General features: G+C 59.7%; 16 protein-coding genes. 7 read left to right on the top strand and 9 right to left on the bottom strand.

Features of this window, described 5'->3' with window-relative positions:
* Positions 1-86 precede the first annotated feature (86 nt).
* Positions 87-1,334, bottom strand: a complete 1,248-nt coding sequence (frsA, locus tag AB1748_RS05710) for an esterase FrsA (RefSeq protein ID WP_367396110.1) — start codon at positions 1,332-1,334, stop codon at positions 87-89.
* A 115-nt stretch (positions 1,335-1,449) separates the two neighbouring features.
* Positions 1,450-1,908 (bottom strand): xanthine phosphoribosyltransferase, encoded by a 459-nt coding sequence (gene gpt, locus AB1748_RS05705; protein ID WP_111142236.1) that lies wholly within the window; start codon positions 1,906-1,908, stop codon positions 1,450-1,452.
* Positions 1,909-2,162: 254 nt separating this feature from the next.
* On the opposite strand from gpt, the gene pepD reads away from it, so the two are divergent.
* From pepD to AB1748_RS05685, 4 genes are all read left to right on the top strand, one after another.
* Positions 2,163-3,620, top strand: coding sequence for a beta-Ala-His dipeptidase (gene pepD, locus AB1748_RS05700; RefSeq protein WP_293770956.1), 1,458 nt, complete (start codon positions 2,163-2,165; stop codon positions 3,618-3,620).
* A gap of 260 nt (positions 3,621-3,880) precedes the next feature.
* Positions 3,881-5,386 carry a sugar ABC transporter ATP-binding protein gene (locus AB1748_RS05695; RefSeq protein WP_367396109.1) on the top strand — a complete coding sequence of 502 codons (1,506 nt, stop codon included), beginning with the start codon at positions 3,881-3,883 and terminating at the stop codon, positions 5,384-5,386.
* On the top strand, positions 5,383-6,384 hold the full coding sequence (locus AB1748_RS05690; RefSeq protein WP_111140152.1) for an ABC transporter permease: 1,002 nt from the start codon (positions 5,383-5,385) through the stop codon (positions 6,382-6,384). Before AB1748_RS05695 ends, AB1748_RS05690 begins: the two co-directional genes overlap by 4 nt.
* Positions 6,385-6,409: 25 nt before the next feature.
* Positions 6,410-7,477, top strand: a complete 1,068-nt coding sequence (locus AB1748_RS05685; RefSeq protein ID WP_111140151.1) for a sugar ABC transporter substrate-binding protein — start codon at positions 6,410-6,412, stop codon at positions 7,475-7,477.
* A gap of 11 nt (positions 7,478-7,488) precedes the next feature.
* On the opposite strand, the gene dinB is transcribed toward AB1748_RS05685, so the two are convergent.
* Complete coding sequence (gene dinB / locus AB1748_RS05680; protein ID WP_111140150.1) at positions 7,489-8,544, bottom strand: DNA polymerase IV; 1,056 nt, start codon at positions 8,542-8,544, stop codon at positions 7,489-7,491.
* A 245-nt stretch (positions 8,545-8,789) separates the two neighbouring features.
* On the opposite strand from dinB, the gene dpaA reads away from it, so the two are divergent.
* Positions 8,790-9,533 carry a peptidoglycan meso-diaminopimelic acid protein amidase gene (dpaA, locus tag AB1748_RS05675; protein ID WP_111140149.1) on the top strand — a complete coding sequence of 248 codons (744 nt, stop codon included), beginning with the start codon at positions 8,790-8,792 and terminating at the stop codon, positions 9,531-9,533.
* Here the strand turns inward: dpaA and AB1748_RS05670 are convergent.
* Entirely contained in the window at positions 9,498-10,271 is a 774-nt protein-coding gene (locus AB1748_RS05670; RefSeq protein WP_111140148.1) for a class II glutamine amidotransferase, read from the bottom strand. The genes dpaA and AB1748_RS05670 overlap by 36 nt on opposite strands.
* Before the next feature lie 50 nt (positions 10,272-10,321).
* Entirely contained in the window at positions 10,322-10,900 is a 579-nt protein-coding gene (gene lpcA, locus AB1748_RS05665; protein WP_111140147.1) for a D-sedoheptulose 7-phosphate isomerase, read from the bottom strand.
* A 243-nt stretch (positions 10,901-11,143) separates the two neighbouring features.
* Here lpcA and fadE point away from each other — a divergent pair, with 243 nt between their 5' ends.
* Positions 11,144-13,594: an acyl-CoA dehydrogenase FadE gene (gene fadE, locus AB1748_RS05660; protein ID WP_367396108.1), complete on the top strand. Its 2,451-nt coding sequence runs from the start codon at positions 11,144-11,146 to the stop codon at positions 13,592-13,594.
* A 94-nt stretch (positions 13,595-13,688) separates the two neighbouring features.
* Here the strand turns inward: fadE and mtnK are convergent, their stop codons facing one another.
* A complete protein-coding gene (mtnK, locus tag AB1748_RS05655) occupies positions 13,689-14,888 on the bottom strand; it encodes an S-methyl-5-thioribose kinase (RefSeq protein WP_111140145.1) in 1,200 nt (399 codons plus the stop codon).
* Between the two features lie 121 nt (positions 14,889-15,009).
* On the opposite strand from mtnK, the gene mtnA reads away from it, so the two are divergent.
* Positions 15,010-16,032, top strand: coding sequence for an S-methyl-5-thioribose-1-phosphate isomerase (mtnA, locus tag AB1748_RS05650; protein WP_293770968.1), 1,023 nt, complete (start codon positions 15,010-15,012; stop codon positions 16,030-16,032).
* Positions 16,033-16,086: 54 nt separating this feature from the next.
* Here mtnA and AB1748_RS05645 read toward each other — a convergent pair whose 3' ends face one another.
* From AB1748_RS05645 to AB1748_RS05635, 3 genes are read right to left on the bottom strand one after another with little or no spacing between them, the layout of a single operon-like run.
* Entirely contained in the window at positions 16,087-16,629 is a 543-nt protein-coding gene (locus AB1748_RS05645) for an acireductone dioxygenase (RefSeq protein WP_111140143.1), read from the bottom strand.
* Position 16,630: 1 nt separating this feature from the next.
* Positions 16,631-17,314, bottom strand: a complete 684-nt coding sequence (mtnC, locus tag AB1748_RS05640) for an acireductone synthase (RefSeq protein ID WP_111140142.1) — start codon at positions 17,312-17,314, stop codon at positions 16,631-16,633.
* Complete coding sequence (locus tag AB1748_RS05635; RefSeq protein WP_111140141.1) at positions 17,311-17,925, bottom strand: methylthioribulose 1-phosphate dehydratase; 615 nt, start codon at positions 17,923-17,925, stop codon at positions 17,311-17,313. The genes mtnC and AB1748_RS05635 overlap by 4 nt, the downstream gene beginning before the upstream one ends.
* Between the last annotated feature and the right edge of the window lie 210 nt (positions 17,926-18,135).

The following is an 18,135-nucleotide window of genomic DNA, read 5'->3' as shown; positions in this document are numbered from 1 at the left end:
TGGCACTCTGCTCACACCCTGGCGTAAGACAGACACCCCGGAACAATTTCGCTACTAGTTGTAGCAAACAGTGTGAATTTTGCCAGTTACCTTTTTAGACGCTTCTCCAGCCAGTCGCAAATTTCATTCAGCGCCCTGTCGAAACTGGCTATCATCGGCTTAACCGGGATCAGCAGCGCTTTGCCGTCTGACGAGGAGTTCGCAATCAGCCTGCTCTCCTCTTCCGGGCTGAAGAGATCGTTCTGCCAGTAGCCCGACAGCATCGGCGTCGGCGTGCGGCGGCCCAGTAACCCCTGGGTTTTAAGTGAGTAGCGATTCAGTTCGGTGCGCAGCGCGCTGTCGGAGGCGGTGGCCATGCCCAGCCGGCTGGCCAGCATATCCATATACATATTCGGGATCGCATCCTGCAACGCTCTCTGGGTCAGCAGAGCGTTGACGATTGGCCCCAGACAGGCGACACCGCGCAGCCGCTGCGACTCCAGATAGGCCAGTCGCACGGCCACGTTGGCCCCGAAGCGGTAGCCAAACGCCGCCACCCGCTGATGATCGATCCACGGTACGTTTGCCAGATCGCGCAGAACCTGCTGATGGAGGAAGCTGGTGTCCTGATTCAGCGTCCATTTCACCGAGTTACCGACCGACGGCATATCGATGGTCAGCATCGCGATGCCGCGCGGGGCAAGATAGTCGTGGAAAAGACGATAGTGATCGCTCTGCAGGGAGTCGAGCGCGCCGCAGAACAGCACGGTGGGATAAGGGGCGTCCACACCCGGCGGCATGTGCAGAAAGCCGCTGACCGGGCTGCCGTTCGGGATGGCGAAGGTGAGGATTTTCAGTTCGCCGGGCAGCCGCTGCGTCGCCTCTTCATAGGCGCGATTCGCCAGGGTCTGCGCCTGATCGGCCAGCTCATCCCCTTTGATATAGGGATAGGCGGCGACGCTGTAGAGATGCGCCGCATGCAGCCAGTGGTTGCCCGCCTCGCTGTCGTCGCGGGTCTCCAGCGCCTTCTGCTGCCAGAATCCCGCCTGTCGGCACCATTCAAAGGGCCAGTTGCCGCCGCGAAACCCGATGACCGTGTCGAGCAGTGCCTCATCGGTGTGTTCAGCCCGGCTGATGGCGATTCGCGCCAGCACTTCGCTGATCTCCTGCGGCGTCAGACCACGCCATGCCCACATCAGTTTGTTGAGCATACGATACCAGCCACGCTGGCTATCACCATCCAGGGCGGAGTGGACATCCGGGGTGGCGTGATGCTGGCGGCGAACCAGGGAAGAGGTTTCAGGATGTTTGAAGCGCGGCTTGAACAGCTCCTCGCTGAGATTTTTGCTCGACATACTCACTTCTCCTGCATCAGAACGGCGTGGGCTAAGTGTACTGTACGGCTATTCAGCGTGCGAGGCTCAGAAAGCACAACGCCCGGAAAACCGGGCGTTGTCTGATGTGTATCAATCAGTTTTTTACAATCGGCGGAATGTAGACCACGCCCATATCCCACGGCTGCTCGATCCAGGTATCCTGCGGAATATCCACGATGTAATCATCAACCAGTGCGCGACCGGCCGGTTTAGCGAAAATGGTGCAGAAACGGGCTTTCGGGTACATCTCGCGGATCGCCTGGGCGGTACCGCCGGTGTCCACCAGGTCATCGATCACGATAAACCCTTCGCCGTCGCCTTCTGCGCGCTTCAGCACTTTCATTTCGCGCTGATGATCGTGGTCGTAGCTGGAGATGCAGACGGTATCAACGTAACGGATACCCAGTTCACGGGCCAGCAGCGAAGCCGGTACCAGACCGCCGCGGCTCACCGCGATGATGCCTTTCCACTGTTCAACAGGCAGCAGGCGCTGGGCCAGTTTGCGGGCATGGATCTGAAGCATGTCCCAGGTAACGACGTATTTTTCGCTCATAGAATAGAAATCCCAGCCAACCGAAGTGGCTTAAAAATGTGCAACGGGGAAAAGGTTGCGCGAGATTATAAGGAGTTGACGCGCTAAAAACCAGCACCCGCGCGCTGGTTGCGGCTTTTTAGCGCGCCGGAGAGCGCACCCGGTGAAAAACAGTGATATTCTCGGGCCTGGCTCGTCAGATTTTCTGACGGCGATTTTTCACTGGAAACTCGCGATGTCCGGCCCCGCCGGTACACGGATACAGGAGACCTGTCGTGTCTGAATTGTCTCAACTCTCTCCACAGCCACTGTGGGATATTTTCGCTAAGATCTGCTCCATTCCTCACCCCTCCTTTCACGAAGAAGCGCTGGCTGGCTACATCATGGGCTGGGCGAAAGAGCAGGGCTTCTGGTGTGAGCGCGATCAGGTCGGCAACATCCTGATCCGTAAACCCGCCACCCCGGGCATGGAAAACCGCAAGCCGGTCGCGCTGCAGGCGCATCTGGATATGGTGCCGCAGAAAAATAACGACACCGTGCATGACTTCACCAAAGATCCGATTCAGCCGTGGATCGATGGCGAGTGGGTCAAAGCGCGCGGTACCACCCTGGGCGCGGACAACGGCATCGGTATGGCCTCGGCGCTGGCGGTGCTGGCGGACAGCAGCCTGACGCATGGCCCGCTGGAAGTGCTGCTGACCATGACCGAAGAGACCGGCATGGATGGCGCGTTCGGACTGCAACCCAACTGGCTGCAGGCCGAAATTCTGATCAACACCGACTCAGAAGAAGAGGGTGAGATCTACATGGGCTGTGCGGGCGGTATCGACTTCGTCTCCACCCTGCCCCTGACCCGTGAAGCCGTTCCGGCTGACTTCCAGACCCTGAAGCTGACGCTGAAAGGGCTGCGCGGCGGTCACTCCGGCGCCGATATCCATATGGGTCTTGGCAACGCCAACAAACTGCTGGCACGCTTCCTGGCGGCACACGCGGCCGAACTGGATCTGCGTCTGCTGGCCTTCAGCGGCGGCACGCTGCGCAATGCGATTCCGCGTGAAGCCTTCGCGACCGTGGCCGTTGAAAGCCATAAAGCCGACGCGCTGAAATCGGCGGCGGCGCAGTTCCTGAGCGCCATTAAGAACGAGCATGGCACAAAAGAGCCGAACATCGCGCTGGTCAGCGAGCCGCTGGCGCATCAGGGTGACGCCCTGAGCCGTGACAGCCGCGATCGCTTCCTTAACCTGCTGAACAGCACGCCTAACGGTGTGATCCGCAATTCAGACGTGGCAAAAGGCGTGGTGGAAACCTCACTGAACATCGGTGTGGTCACAATGGAAGATGACCACGCCGAAATCAACTGCCTGATTCGTTCCCTGATCGATACGGGCCGTGATTACGTGGTGCAGATGCTGACCTCGCTGGGCCAGCTGGCGGGCGCACAGACCAAAGCGAAAGGCGGCTATCCGGGCTGGCAGCCCGATGCGGACTCCGCCATCATGGCGCTGACCCGTGAGACCTATATCGCGCTGTTTGATAAGACCCCGAACATCCAGGTTATTCACGCGGGTCTGGAGTGCGGTCTGTTCAAAAAACCGTATCCGGACATGGATATGGTGTCGATTGGGCCTACCATCACCGGGCCACACTCGCCGGATGAGCAGGTTCACATCGAAAGCGTGGGCCTCTACTGGAAACTGCTGACCACCCTGCTGAACGTGGTCCCGAAAAAGTAATTCTGCCGCAAAAAAGTAAACCAGGCTCCGGCCTGGTTTTTTTATGCCTGCCCCTTTTCACCAGCATAATTCGCTACCTTTTTCGCGCTTCTCCCCGCTATTCCGCCACGTTCCCGCGCTTCGCTGGTTATAGACGCCATTATGTCCAGATGTCTGGATGGCTAATAAGATTTCGTGCTAGCTTATGCGCTTTCGGCTGTTGCCGCCCATCCTCCGTTCAGGAAAAAATGCGGCCAGTGATTCTTCAGGAGAGTAATGACATGCCAGGGTTAAACTGCCTTGAGATGCGTAACATCTCCATCGCTTTTGGCGGGTTTGCCGCGCTATCGTCGGTGGATTTCCGCAGCGAAGGCCATTCGGTACACGCGCTGACCGGCGCGAATGGCGCCGGGAAATCCACGCTGATGGCGATCCTCTCCGGTGCGCACCGCCACTACAGCGGTGAGATCCTGCTGGATGGCGAGCCGGTCTCTATCCGCTCGCCCCGTGAAGCCAGGCAGCGGGGGATCCACCTGGTTCAGCAGGAAGTGGATGTGGCGCTGGTGCCGCAGCTCAGCGTGGCGGAAAACATCCTGCTGGATCGGCTGGCTGAACCCGGCCACTGCTATCGCTGGGGGGAGGTCCGCCGTCAGGCGCGGGCGCTGCTGGCAGAGCTCGACGTGACGCTGGACGTCAACCGGCTGGTCGGGCGCTGCACCCTGGCGGAAAAACAGCAAATTCTGCTGGCACGGGCGCTCTCCCACCACTGCCGCTTCCTGATTCTGGATGAACCCACCGCCCCGCTGGATCAGCACGAGAGCGAACGGCTGTTTGCCGTTGTGCGTCGTCTGCAGCGCAGCGGCATCGGCGTGGTCTTTATCTCTCACCGCATCCATGAGCTGAAAGCGATCTGCGACCAGCTGACGGTGCTGCGCGATGGCCGCCTGGTGGAAACCGGTCCGATGGCCGCGCTCAGCGGCGAGCAGATCGTCGAGAAGATGCTGGGACATCAGCTCACCGATATCTTTCCGCCCCGCCGGCCACAGGCGGCGCAGCCGCTGCTGCTGGCGGTGGAAGGATTGCACGATGATGAGCGGCTGCAGGCTATCTCGCTGCGGCTGCACAAAGGCGAGATCCTCGGCATCGCAGGACTGGCCGGTGCCGGTAAAACCGAACTCTGCAAGGCGCTGTTTGGTGCCAGCAAAAGCCGCATCGACCGGGGCGAACTGCATGGTCAGCCGTGGCAGCCCCGCTCTCCGCACGACTCGGTCAGCCGCCGCATGGCGCTGGTGCCGGAGGAGCGGCGCAAAGAGGGGATCTTCATTGATGAGTCGGTCGCGATGAACCTCAGCGTCAGCGCGGACGACAGTTTTTCACGCTGGAGCCTGTTTGGTCATCGCCAGGCGTGGCGCTGGGCGGAGCAGGTTATCCGCCAGCTCCGGATCCGCACCACCGGCCCGGCTCAGACGCTGCGCCGTCTTTCCGGCGGTAATCAGCAGAAGGTGGCGATTGGCAAATGGCTGCGCAACAACGCAGACGTGCTGATTTTTGACGAGCCGACCAAGGGCGTCGATATCAAAGCGAAAACCGAACTCTTTACCCTGATCGACAGCCTGGCGCGGGAAGGCAAAGGCATTATCTATGCGTCAGGTGAATTTTCTGAACTGGTCGGCCTGTGCGACCGGATTTGCGTGCTCTGGGATGGACGTATTGTGGCCGAACTGGCCGCAGAGAACGTCACCGAAGAGACGCTTTTGCTCTATTCCACCGGAGGAACCCCTGCGTGAGCAGTAAAGAGACCCATCTGAACCTGACCGCCACACCGTGGCGTCACCAGCTGTTCGACTTCCTCTATAAATGGGGGATGTTGCTGACGGTGGTGATCCTGATCGCCGCCTTTGGCCTGGCTTCCGACAGTTTCCTGGAACCCAACAACATCATCAATATCCTGCGCTCGATTGCCATCGTGACGGTGATTGCGATCGGCGTCTCGATTTCGCTGACCGTGGGCGGCTTTGATCTCTCGGTGGGGTCAACCGCCTCGCTGGCGAATGCGCTGGTGATCTCCCTCTTTGTCTGGTACGGCTTTGGCACCACCAGCGCGATCCTGATCACCCTGGCGCTCTGCACGCTGGTCGGGCTGTTCAACGCCTTTCTGATTGTTATCCTGCGTATCCCCGACATGCTGGCGACGCTGGCCACCCTGTTTGTGATTCAGGGTGTGGCGATGACCTACAGTTTTGGCGGCTCAATCACCGAGAACATGGTACTGCCGAGCGGCGATATGGCCGAAGGCACCATTCCGGCGGCCTTTGGCCTGCTCGGCCAGGTGCCGACCATCGTGATTATCATGCTGGTGGTGACCGTTGCGGCGCAGCTGGCGCTGTCGCTGACCAAACATGGCCGCCGGATGTATGCGCTGGGCGGCAACCCGGAAGCGGCACATCTGTCGGGCATCCGCACCACCCGCTATCGGGTGCTGGCGTATGTAATCGCCTCGCTGCTGGCGGGTCTGGGCGGCATCCTGCTCGCCTCGCGTATCGGCTCTTCTCAGGTCAACGCCGGAAGCGGCTACCTGATGGATGCGGTCGCGGCGGCGTGGATCGGCTTCTCGCTGGCGGGTTCCGGCAAGCCGAATGCGCTCGGCACGCTGGTCGGCGCGGTGATCCTCGGCGTGCTGCAGAACGGGCTGGTGATGCTCTCCGTTCCTTACTATGCCATGGACATTATTAAAGGACTGGTGCTGGCCTTAGCGCTGGCGATCACCTATATCCAGCGCCGCTGAGGCGCATTTACCGGAGTTAATAACAATGCAAAAAATCACACTCTCGCTGCTGGCCCTGAGCCTGCTGAACGCCAGCGCCGCCTTCGCGGACGCCGTTACGCCGGTGCCTGCCGCTATCGCCAGCCATGACGGCCCGATTCGTATCGCCGTGATCCGCAACCTCGGTTCCGATGACAACACCACCCAGTTTGTGGCTGGCGCGATCCAGCAGGGCCGTCAGCTGGGCTTTAAGGTCAGTACCTTCCTGAGCAACGGCGATGACGCGCGCTTTCAGGATTTCGTGAATCAGGCGATCAGCCAGAAGTATGACGGCATCGTGCTGTCACACGGTAAAGCGCCCTACGCCAGTGGTCTGGTGAAGCGGATCGCCGATGCGGGCATTAAGCTATCGGTGTTCGATACGCCGGTAGACAGCCCGGTTCCGGGCGTCACCGTGACTGCCCAGGATGACGCCTCGCTGGCGCAGCTGTCGCTGGGCCAGCTCATCAGTGATTTCCACGGCAAGGCGAAGATCGTCAAACTGTGGGTCGCCGGCTTCCCGCCGATGGAACGCCGTCAGGTCGTGTATGAAAAGCTGCTGAAAGAGAATCCGGGCATCCGGCAGCTTGAGTCGATTGGTGCGGTCTCAACCGACGTCCAGGGTGACACGGCGAATAAGATCGGCGCGATTCTGGCAAAATACCCGAAAGGTCAGATCGACGCCATCTGGGGGGCGTGGGATGCCTTCAGTCAGGGCGCATATAAAGCGTTGCAGGAGAATGGCCGCACCGAGATCAAGCTCTACAGCATCGACGTGTCAAACCAGGATCTGCAACTGATGCGCGAGAAAAACAGCCCGTGGGTGCAGACGGTGGCGGTCGATCCGAAAACCATCGGCGCGGTGAATATGCGTCTGGTGGCGAAGAAGATTGCCGGTGAAGAGACGCCAGCCACATACCAGTTCAAAGCCGCGTCGATTTCGCAGCAGCAGCTGAGCAGCCAGCCGGGCGCGGTCAACGTCGCCTCGCTGAACAAAATCATTCCGGGCTGGGGCGATAATCAGGATTTCGTTGCGCCGTGGTTCGCCACCCTGGCGGCGAAAAACAGCAAGTAAAAGGCGGGCCGTTACAGCCCCAGCAGTAGCTGACGCTCAAGCTGGGGATCGACCATCGTCACATGTAACCCCACCAGCCGCACGCCTCGCCCGGCACGACGCTCATCCCAGGTCTTGCGGGCGATGGCTATCATGTCCTCTTTATTCAGCACCGGCCAGATATGCTCCTGGGTCGTCTGCTGAAAGTCGCTGAACTTCAGTTTGACGCCCTGACGCGCCACCTGCTTATCGGGTCGGATCCGGGTCAGACGGCGGTCCAGCTCGGCATAGAGAAAATCGATAATCTCCAGGCACGCCTCCCAGTCGCTGATATCCTCCGCCAGCGTGCGCTCAACGCCCAGCGATTTACGCTCGCGCTCCACAATCACGCCTCGCTCATCGATGCCGTGACTGCGCTCCCACAGCACCCGGCCAAACTTACCAAAACGCTTCAGCAGCAGCGCCAGGTCCGCTTTCTGCACGTCGCCGCAGGTGGCCAGCCCCATCTCCTCCAGCTTTTTAGCCGACACTTTGCCGACGCCGGGAATTTTCGCCAGCGGCAGGGTCAGCAGAAAACCGGCCATCTCCGGCGGTGTGATCACATACTGGCCGTCCGGCTTGTTGAGGTCAGAGGCGATCTTCGCCAGAAACTTAATCGGGGCGATCCCGGCCGAGGCGGTAAGTCCGGTTTCACGAAAAATGGTGGCGCGGATCGCCTGGGCCATCAGCGTCGCCGAGCCGTGACAGTGCGGGCTGTCGGTCACATCCAGATAGGCTTCATCCAGCGAGAGCGGTTCAATCAGTGAGGTGTAGCGGGTAAAGATCTCACGGATCTGCGCAGAGGCTTCTTTATAGGCGTCAAAGCGGCCCGGCAGCAGACGCAGATGCGGGCAGAGTTTAAGCGCCATGCCGGTGGGCATCGCACTGCGCACGCCATATTTGCGGGCCGGATAGTTGGCGGTGCTGATCACGCCGCGACGTTCGCGGCTGCCACCAATGGCGATCGGGATATCGCGCAGCTGGGGATTGTCACGCATCTCCACCGCGGCATAGAAGCAGTCCATATCGACATGAATGATTTTACGCATACCCCCCTCCGGCACTGGATAAGTATACAGCTGGCGGACGTAACTGCAATCGCTGTCGCGTTGAGGATTAAAGTTTACAAATTTCTGACCGAATAACTGCCAGTAATTCGCGAATTTGACTGAGACCGTCTTGCTAAAAAAACAGACAATGTTTAATGTTGCGCTGCGGTAGCGGACAGTTCCGATAATGCAAGCAGAGACGCACAATTTGCGTCATGTTCTCTTCACCTCAAGGTACACACAGCATGGGCAAAATCGCACTCCTGTTTGCGATGATTTTACTGCCAGCCCTCAGCATGGCAATGACTCCCGAACCCGTTCAGACAGCGGCACCGGTCAGCAAAGAGTTAAAGAAACAGTTACTTGGCACCCCGGTTTATATCCAGATCTTCAAGGAAGAACGCACACTCGAACTTTACGGCAAAATCGGTAACGAATACCGCCTGCTGGATACCTACCGCATCTGTAACTTTTCGGGTGGCCTCGGCCCGAAACGCCGCGAAGGCGATTTCAAAAGCCCGGAAGGTTTTTACAACGTGAGGCTGAATCAGCTGAAGCCGGACAGCCGGTTTTATCGCGCGATCAACATCGGCTTCCCGAATCAGTATGACCGCAATCAGGGCTACAGCGGCAACTATCTGATGATCCATGGCGACTGCAAGTCAATCGGCTGCTATGCCATGACCAACGCCTATATGGATGAGATTTTTACCTATGTGAATGCCGCGCTGCGTAACGGCCAGCAGGATGTCAGCATCAGCATTTATCCGTTCCGCATGACCGACAGCAACATGCAGCGTCACCGCTACTCCGCCTACGCCAGTTTCTGGCAGCAGCTGCAGCCGGGATACGCCTGGTTTGCGAAGTATCACCAGCCGCCGGTGGTGAGTGTCGCCAGCGGCAAATATGTGATGAGCAGCCCGGCACCGGTTTTAGCCAGTCCCGAAGCCGCTTCACGCTCCTTCCTGGCGCTCTCCAAGGCAGAATAAGGCCCATTCACCTGGCGCAATCCGCTGCCAGGTTTCATTGGCCGTCAGCGGCTGCGTTGCGATCACCGTCACCACGTCATGCGGCGTGGTGTGCTGCTGAAAATCAACCTCCACATCCTGATCCAGCAGCTGCGCCCGGCCAAAGGGCGCGCGGCGGGTGATCCAGAAGAGATTGGTCGAACAGAAGGCCATCAGATAACGGCCATCTGACAGCAGCATGTTAAACACGCCCTTCTGCCGCAACGTTCCCGCCAGCTCCCCGATAAAACGAAACACCGCAGGCCAGTTGCCCGGCGTACGCGGGTAGCGCGTGGCCAGCTGATGCAGGATCCAGCAGAACGCTTTTTCACTGTCCGTTTCGCCAACCGGCCGGAAGGTGCCGGTTTCCAGCTGACGATAGCCTTTGAGCTGACCGTTGTGCGCATAGGTCCAGTTGCGGCCCCACAGTTCGCGGGTAAACGGGTGCGTATTTTCCAGCGACACCTGGCCGCGGTTCGCCTGGCGGATATGCGCCACCACCGAATGCGATTTGATGGGGTACTCCTGCACCAGGCGCGCAATCGGCGAGTTAAAGCTCGGCAGCGGATCTTTAAACGTACGGCAGCCTTTATCTTCGTAAAAAGTAATGCCCCAGCCATCTTTGTGAGGTCCGGTTCCACCGCCACGCTGAACCAGTCCGGTAAAGCTGAAACAGATATCCGTGGGAACATTGGCGCTCATCCCGAGCAATTCGCACATAGCCACCGCCTTAGATTAAGCGGCCCCCCGCGAGCGGGAAGCCGGCGCAATTACTTCACCATCTCTTTTTCGATCAGCAGCATCAGGATATGGATGACTTTGATGTGGATCTCCTGGATGCGATCGGCATAACCAAAGTGCGGCACCCGGATTTCAATATCGGCACTGCCCGCCATCTTACCGCCATCTTTACCGGTCAGGGTGATCACTTTCATCCCCTGCGCACGCGCCGCCTCAATTGCCTTAATGATGTTGGCAGAGTTACCGGAGGTGGAAAGACCCAGCAGCACATCGCCCGGCCGCCCTACCGCTTCCACGTAGCGTGAAAAGACGTAGTCGTAGCCAAAGTCGTTACTGACGCAGGAGAGATGGCTGACGTCGGAGATGGCAATCGCCGGATAACCAGGACGGTTTTCACGGTAACGGCCGGTCAGCTCTTCGGCGAAATGCATCGCATCGCAATGGGAGCCGCCGTTACCGCAGGAAAGCACCTTGCCGCCCGCTTTGAAGCTGTCAGCCAGCAGCACCGCAGCACGCTGGATCGCATGGATATTGGCATCGTCACTGAGGAATGTGTTCAGCGTGTCAGCAGCTTCATTAAGCTCAGCGCGGATGATGTCCTGGTACATAGGGGTGTCCTTTTGTAGGAGAGGTTAATCGCAGCAAGTTTAACGGAATGGCCCGTCAGCGCAAAGCGTCATGCCGGGCCGTGGCGGTGATTCTGACCGCCGCTACTGATGAAAAAACAGACAGGGCGGGGATTTTGTGAGGCAGGTTGTAATTGCGATGTAAACAAATTGATAAATCGGGCCAACTGCTCTAAACCTCTCTACATAACAGGTCAGACCTCTTACTACTTGGAGCGGTTCACTATGATGGTTGTTTCGATACTTGCCACGGTGGCGCTAATCGGCGCCCTGTTCTATCACCGCCTGTCGTTACGGCTGAGCAGCGCGATCCTGCTGCTCTGGACCGCCGCGATGGCTGTCGCTCACCTCTGGACGCCGTGGCTGCTGCTGCCGCTGGCGATCATTCTGTTGCCGTTTAACCTGCCGTCGCTGCGTCGCGGCCTGTTTTCAGCGCCGATCTTTCAGCGTTTCCGTAAGGTGATGCCGCCGATGTCGCGCACCGAAAAAGAGGCGATCGATGCGGGCACCACCTGGTGGGAAGGCGACCTGTTCCAGGGCAAACCGGACTGGCAGAAGCTGCACAATTATCCGCAGCCGCGTCTGACCGCCGAGGAGCAGGCGTTTCTCGACGGCCCGGTTGAAGAAGCGTGCCGTATGGCCAACGATTTCCAGATCACCCATGAGCTGGCCGATATGCCGCCGGAACTCTGGGCCTATCTGAAAGAGCATCGTTTCTTCGCGATGATCATCAAGAAAGAGTATGGCGGCCTCGAGTTCTCCGCCTATGCGCAGGCCTGCGTGCTGCAAAAACTGGCGGGCGTCTCCGGCATTCTGGCGATCACCGTCGGCGTGCCTAACTCACTCGGCCCGGGCGAACTGCTGCAGCACTACGGCACCGACGAGCAGAAAAATCACTACTTACCACGCCTGGCGCGCGGTGACGAGATCCCCTGCTTTGCACTGACCAGCCCGGAAGCGGGTTCTGATGCCGGGGCGATCCCCGACACCGGCGTGGTCTGCATGGGCGAATGGCAGGGCAAACAGGTGCTGGGTATGCGCCTGACCTGGTACAAGCGCTACATTACGCTGGCGCCGATTGCGACCGTGCTGGGCCTGGCCTTCAAACTGTCTGACCCGGATCATCTGCTCAGCGACAACGAAAACCCGGGCATCACCTGTGCGCTGATCCCGACGCATACGCCTGGCGTGGAGATTGGTCACCGCCACTTCCCGCTGAACGTGCCCTTCCAGAACGGCCCGACCCGCGGCAAAGATATCTTTGTGCCGATTGACTACATTATCGGCGGGCCGGAAATGGCCGGTCAGGGCTGGCGGATGCTGGTCGAGTGTCTGTCAGTGGGTCGCGGCATTACGCTGCCCTCAAACTCAACCGGCAGCCTTAAAACGGTGGCGCTGGCAACCGGCGCCTACGCCCACATCCGTCGTCAGTTCCGTCTCTCTATCGGCAAGATGGAAGGGATCGAGGAGCCTCTGGCGCGCATCGCCGGTAACGCTTACGTAATGGACGCCGCGGCCACGCTGATTACCGCCGGGATTATGCAGGGCGAAAAACCGGCGGTGCTGTCGGCGATTGTGAAATATCACTGCACCCATCGCGGTCAGCGCGCCATTATCGACGCCATGGATATTGCCGGGGGTAAAGGCATTATGCTCGGCAACAGCAACTTCCTGGCTCGCGCCTATCAGGGTGCGCCTATCGCTATTACGGTGGAAGGCGCGAACATCCTGACCCGCAGCATGATTATCTTCGGTCAGGGTGCTATCCGCTGCCATCCCTATGTTCTGCAGGAGATGGCGGCGGCCGCCAGCAACGACGTTAACGCGTTTGACCGGGCGCTGTTCAGCCACATCGGCCATGTCGGCAGCAGCGCCATGCGCAGCCTGTGGCTGGGGATCACCGCCGGACGGACCAGCGCCAGCCCGACCCGCGACAGCACCCGCCGTTACTATCAGCACCTGAACCGCATCAGCGCGAACCTGGCGTTGCTCTCTGATGTGTCGATGGCCGTGCTGGGCGGCAGCCTGAAGCGGCGTGAGCGCATCTCGGCGCGTCTGGGTGATGTGCTGAGCCAGCTCTATCTTGCCTCGGCGACGCTGAAACGTTATGACGATGAGGGCCGCAATGAAGCCGATCTGCCGCTGGTGCACTGGGGTGTGCAGGATGCGCTGCACCAGGCCGAAGAGGCGATGGACGATCTGCTGCGTAACTTCCCGAACCGGCTGGTGGCGGGCGCCCTGCGGATGACGCTGTTCGCGGGCGGACACCACTGCCCTGCACCGTCTGACCGTCTGGATCATCAGCTGGCGAAAATGCTGCAGCAGCCCTCCGCGACCCGCAGCCGCCTGGGCCGTGGCATGTACCTGACGCCGAGCGAACATAACCCTGCCGGTCAGCTGGAACAGGCGCTGCAGGATGTCATGGCGGCCGAGGTGATTCATGATCGGCTGTGCAAACAGACGAAACAGCCTCTCTCCTTTACCCGGCTGGATGCGCTGGCGAAGCGCGGGCTGGAGCAGGGCTGGATCGATGCGAAAGAGGCTGAGATCCTGCAGCGTGCCGAAGTGAGCCGTCTGCGGTCGATTAACGTCGATGAGTTTGAGCCGGACGCACTGGCGGTGGCGGTGCCTGAGAAAGCGCCTCAGCCTGCGTCACGGGCGAGTGAGGCGGCCTAGAATCGGGAGCCGATGTGATGCCGGCTCCGGGTAGTGACCCTGTGCGCCCGGAGCCAGAACTGTTTTCAGAGGCCGACTTCCCGTCGGCCTTTTTTTATCCCGCCTGACGGATGCGGGCAATCAGCGCATCCGCATCTTCTACATGATCCGCCGCCAGAATCAGCGTGCGACCCAGGTTAATCGCATTGCGGATGCAGTCGGTGCGCATCGCCGGATCGGCAATCAGCTTCATATCGGCGACGTGGGACATCCCCACCGTGCGGCGAATCAGTTCGGTTCCGCAGTAACCAATGGTGTCTGCCCAGACTTTGCGCAGAAACGCGGCCGCGTAGCCCGGCCAGGCCAGCGCCTGATCGCGGGTTTTCTCTTCTGCCAGCGCCATGAAGCGTGCGGCAAAGGTCGTCCAGAGCGTATGTATATCGCTGAGGCGCTGTTCGCGTGCATCGGCCGCCTCGCGCGGCGCCAGCAGCCCCGGCAGGCCGCAGTAGTTAATCAGCAGGTTCCCGATAGCGGTACCGACGTCAAAACCGATAGGGCCAAAATAGCCAAATTCCGCATCAATCGCCTTGAGGCTGCCGTCCGCCACAAAGATCGAGCCGCTGTGGATATCCCCGTGCAGCAGTGCTTCGGCATGGGCAAAGAAGCGATGTTTCAGGCCGCCCACCGCAATGCGCAGCGCAGCGTCGTCGCGCAGGCTGGCGACGAGTGGCTCCAGCGCGGCGGGATAGCTGTTGCGCTCATGACCGGTGTAGGGATCGTTAAAAAAGAGATCTTCGGTGATTTCACACATTTCCGGATTGATGAACCGCGCCACTTCCGCTTTTTTCTGGTGCGGATGCAGGATGAAATCGGAGGTGTGAAACAGGGTTTCTGCCAGATAGACGCCTAACTGCCGGGCCGCTTCCGGGTAGTAAACCCCCTTCACCAGCTCGCCGCGCCAGATGCGATGGCTGGAGAGATCCTCCATCACCATCACCGCCAGATTCGCATCGTAATGGGTTATCTGCACCGTGTGCTGCGGACAATATTTGTAATGCTCGACCAGCGTCTGCGCTTCCAGCCGCGCCCTGTCCAGCGTCAGCGGCCACGACTCACCCACGCAGCGCACGTAAGGCAGCGCCTGCTTGACCACCACCCGGCTGGTACCCTGGTCGTCATAGATCTTAAACACCAGGTTGAGGTTGCCATCACCAATCTCTTCTGCCCGGCTCAGTGCAGCAGGATTGTCCACACCGCCAAATTGCCGGGCATAGTCCACAGCATCAGCAGCAGTAAAGGTATGGTATTGCGACATTGCCTTTTCCTCATCAATCGAAGGGGGATGACCGGGGATAATAAGCCGTTCAGACGTCTATACATCCGTTCAGCATGTTGGCACAATACCTGTCATTAACGCAACATGGATTTCACCCACAATGCAGACACTTAAAACTACCAGTTTACAGGTTCGTGACAATCAGCTCTGGATCCTCGACCAGCAGGCGCTGCCGCAGCAGAAAAACTGGCTGCCTGCACACAGCGTGCCGCAGTTGATTGAGCATATTCATGCGTTGCGGGTGCGCGGTGCGCCGCTGATTGGGCTTTCCGCCTCGCTGCTGCTGGCGCTGCTGGCCGGTCAGGGCGAGACACGCGCTGCACTGGCGCAGGCGCTGGAGACCCTGCGCGCCGCCCGTCCTACCGCGGTCAATCTGATGAATAATCTGGATCGAATGAAAGTGGCACTGGCGCAGCCGGACTTTGCCTCCGCGCTGGCGGAGGAGGCCTGGCGGCTGGTGCAGGAAGATAAGCAGTTGTGTGACGCCATCGCGGAGGCGGGCTGCACGCTGGTGAAACCCGGCAGCCAGCTTCTGACTCACTGCAATACCGGCGGACTGGCGACGGCGGGTGTCGGTACTGCGCTGGGTGTTATCGCACGGGCGCATCAGCAGGGTCGGGTAATAAATGTCTGGGTGGATGAGACCCGTCCCCTGCTTCAGGGAGGGCGTCTGACCGCCTGGGAGCTGGGTGAACTGGGGGTGCCCTACACCCTGATTACCGACGCCATGGCCGCCAGCCTGATGGCGCGCGGCGAGGTGGATGCGGTCTGGGTCGGCGCGGACCGCATTGCCGCCAACGGCGATGTGGCGAACAAAATTGGCACCTATAGCCTGGCGGTGCTGGCCCACTATCATCAGATCCCGTTCTACGTCGCGGCTCCGCATACCACGCTGGATCGCCACTGTCCTGATGGCGCCTCCATTCCGATCGAGCAGCGGGCCGCCAGCGAAGTCACAGGCGTTGCGGGCAGCTTTGGCAGCGTTCAGTGGGCGCCGGAGGCGGCGAAGGTTTTCAACCCGGCGTTTGATGTCACGCCTGCCGCCCTGATCAGCGGCTGGATACTGGACACCGGCGTGGTGACGCCCGATCAGGTGCGGGATGGCCACTTTCAGCCACGATAATGCGCTGTGAGGCGCGGGCTGCGCGGCCCGACGCCTCACGCGCAGAGTGACCGGTTACGCCAGACGCGGATAGGCATCCGCTATCTTATCGCCGGTGAAGTTCGCCACCCAGCCTTCCTGATTATCGAAGATACGGATCGCGGTAAAGTGCGGTGACGAGCCCATGTCAAACCAGTGGGGCGTGCCCGCCGGCACCGAGATCAGATCGTTCTTTTCACAGAGGATCTGCAGGATCTCGCCATCCAGATGCAGACAGAAGAGTCCGGCCCCTTCGACAAAGAAGCGCACCTCATCTTCGCCGTGCGTATGCTCGTTAAGAAACTTCTCGCGCAACACCGTTTTCTGCGGATTGTCGGCGCGCATGCTGATGACATCCCAGCTCTGATAGCCCTTCTCCGCCACCAGCCGATCGATAGCGTGCTGATACGCCCGGATAACGGTTTCGGCGTCCGGATTGTCACCCAGGTTGCGATCCGCTTCCCAGCGTTCAAAACGGACGCCTTTGGTGTTCAGGCGATCGCGGATCGCCTCTGCGTCAGTGCTATGCCACACCGGCTGCGCGGCGTCACGATCGGTAAAAATAGTCAGTGCACTCATCCTAAATCGACTCCGGGTTAATCTGGGAAAAATCGGTGACCTGCCGATGGCGGCTCTCAGGATCCGCCTCGCCACGCAGCAGTTGCCGCGTCTGCCAGCCCGCCTCCGCAGCCGCATCCAGCTCCTGATGAATATCGGAGAGAAACAGCAGCTGTTCCGCTGGCTGGCCGATCTCAGCAGCAATCGCCCGATAGGCGGTGACCTCACGTTTGGCCCCGACGTGGGTGTCAAAATAACCGCTGAACAGGTCAGTAATATCACCTTCGTCGCTGTAGCCAAATAACAATTTCTGCGCCGCCACCGAACCGGAGGAATATACATAGAGTTCAATACCCTGCGCCTTCCAGTGGCGCAGCGCAGGCACGACGTCGGGATAGAGATGGCCGGTAAAACTGCCGTTGAGATAGCCGTCGCGCCAGATCATGCCCTGCAGGGCTTTCAGGCCGGTGGATTTACGATCCTGATCCATGAAATCCAGCAGGATCGCCGTCACCGCCGCCAGATCGGCCTCGGGCTGACCAGCTTCATCGCGCACCGACTGCAGCGCCGCGGCAACCTCAGGTCGATCGGCATGGTCGCGCACAAACGCGGGCAGATGCTGGCGCGCAAAGGGGAACAGGATGTTATGTACAAAGCGGATATCGCTGGTGGTGCCTTCGATATCGGTGACAATCGCGTGAATCATGCTCTCTCCAGCAGGCGACGTTGACGTTCGCATTCAAATAAAAATTCCAGACCTTCCAGATGGCGGCGTGCTTCGCTGACGTCCCGGCCCCAGCAGGTTAAGCCGTGGCCGCGCAGCAGAAAGCCATAGCGCAGCGGAAAACGGGCGGCGTAATCTTCTATTTCCGACGCCAGCGCCGCGATATCCTGGCTGTTGTCGAACAGCGGGATCGCCACGGTATCCAGATGCGTCTGCTGTCCGCTTAGCGATTTTTGCATCTCATAGCCGTGCAGCAGCAGCGCCGCCCCCTGCTCCACCCGCGACAGCACGGTCGAATTAACCGTATGGGTATGCAGCACCGCGCCCGCCTCGGGAAAGAGGCGATAGATCATCGTGTGCAGCCCGGTTTCTGCCGACGGCTTACGGCCCGACAGTGACTGGCTGGAGGCGATATCAACCTCAATGAAATCATCCCGCGTCAGCATACCTTTGTCTTTGCCCGATTCGCTCAGCAGGCAGACATGCGCATCGCGACGCACGGACATATTCCCGCCGGTGGCTGGCGCCCAGCCTTTCGCCCCAATCCAGTGACAGGCAGCGACCAGCTGATCTAACGGAAGAGTCTGCGACATAACGGTTCCTTGCGGTGAAATGTGATATCGGGTGGCTTAAGCCGCTGTAAAGGCGATAAAAACAGAACAACTCAAAACGATTAAACAGTCAGCAAGCGCAGGAAATCATAGAATCCTGTTCCCCGGTAGCTGATACACGCCAGTGACCGGGTAAGCCCCTGCCGCCCGTGCCGCTGAGATGCGGAGCATGACGCATTTAGCCGTCTAAGC

It is taken from the genome of Pantoea sp. Ep11b, from assembly GCF_040783975.1.
GTDB lineage: Bacteria > Pseudomonadota > Gammaproteobacteria > Enterobacterales > Enterobacteriaceae > Pantoea.
The sequence above is the reverse complement of the archived record's forward strand: the minus strand, read 5'-3'. Positions and strand labels throughout refer to the sequence as shown.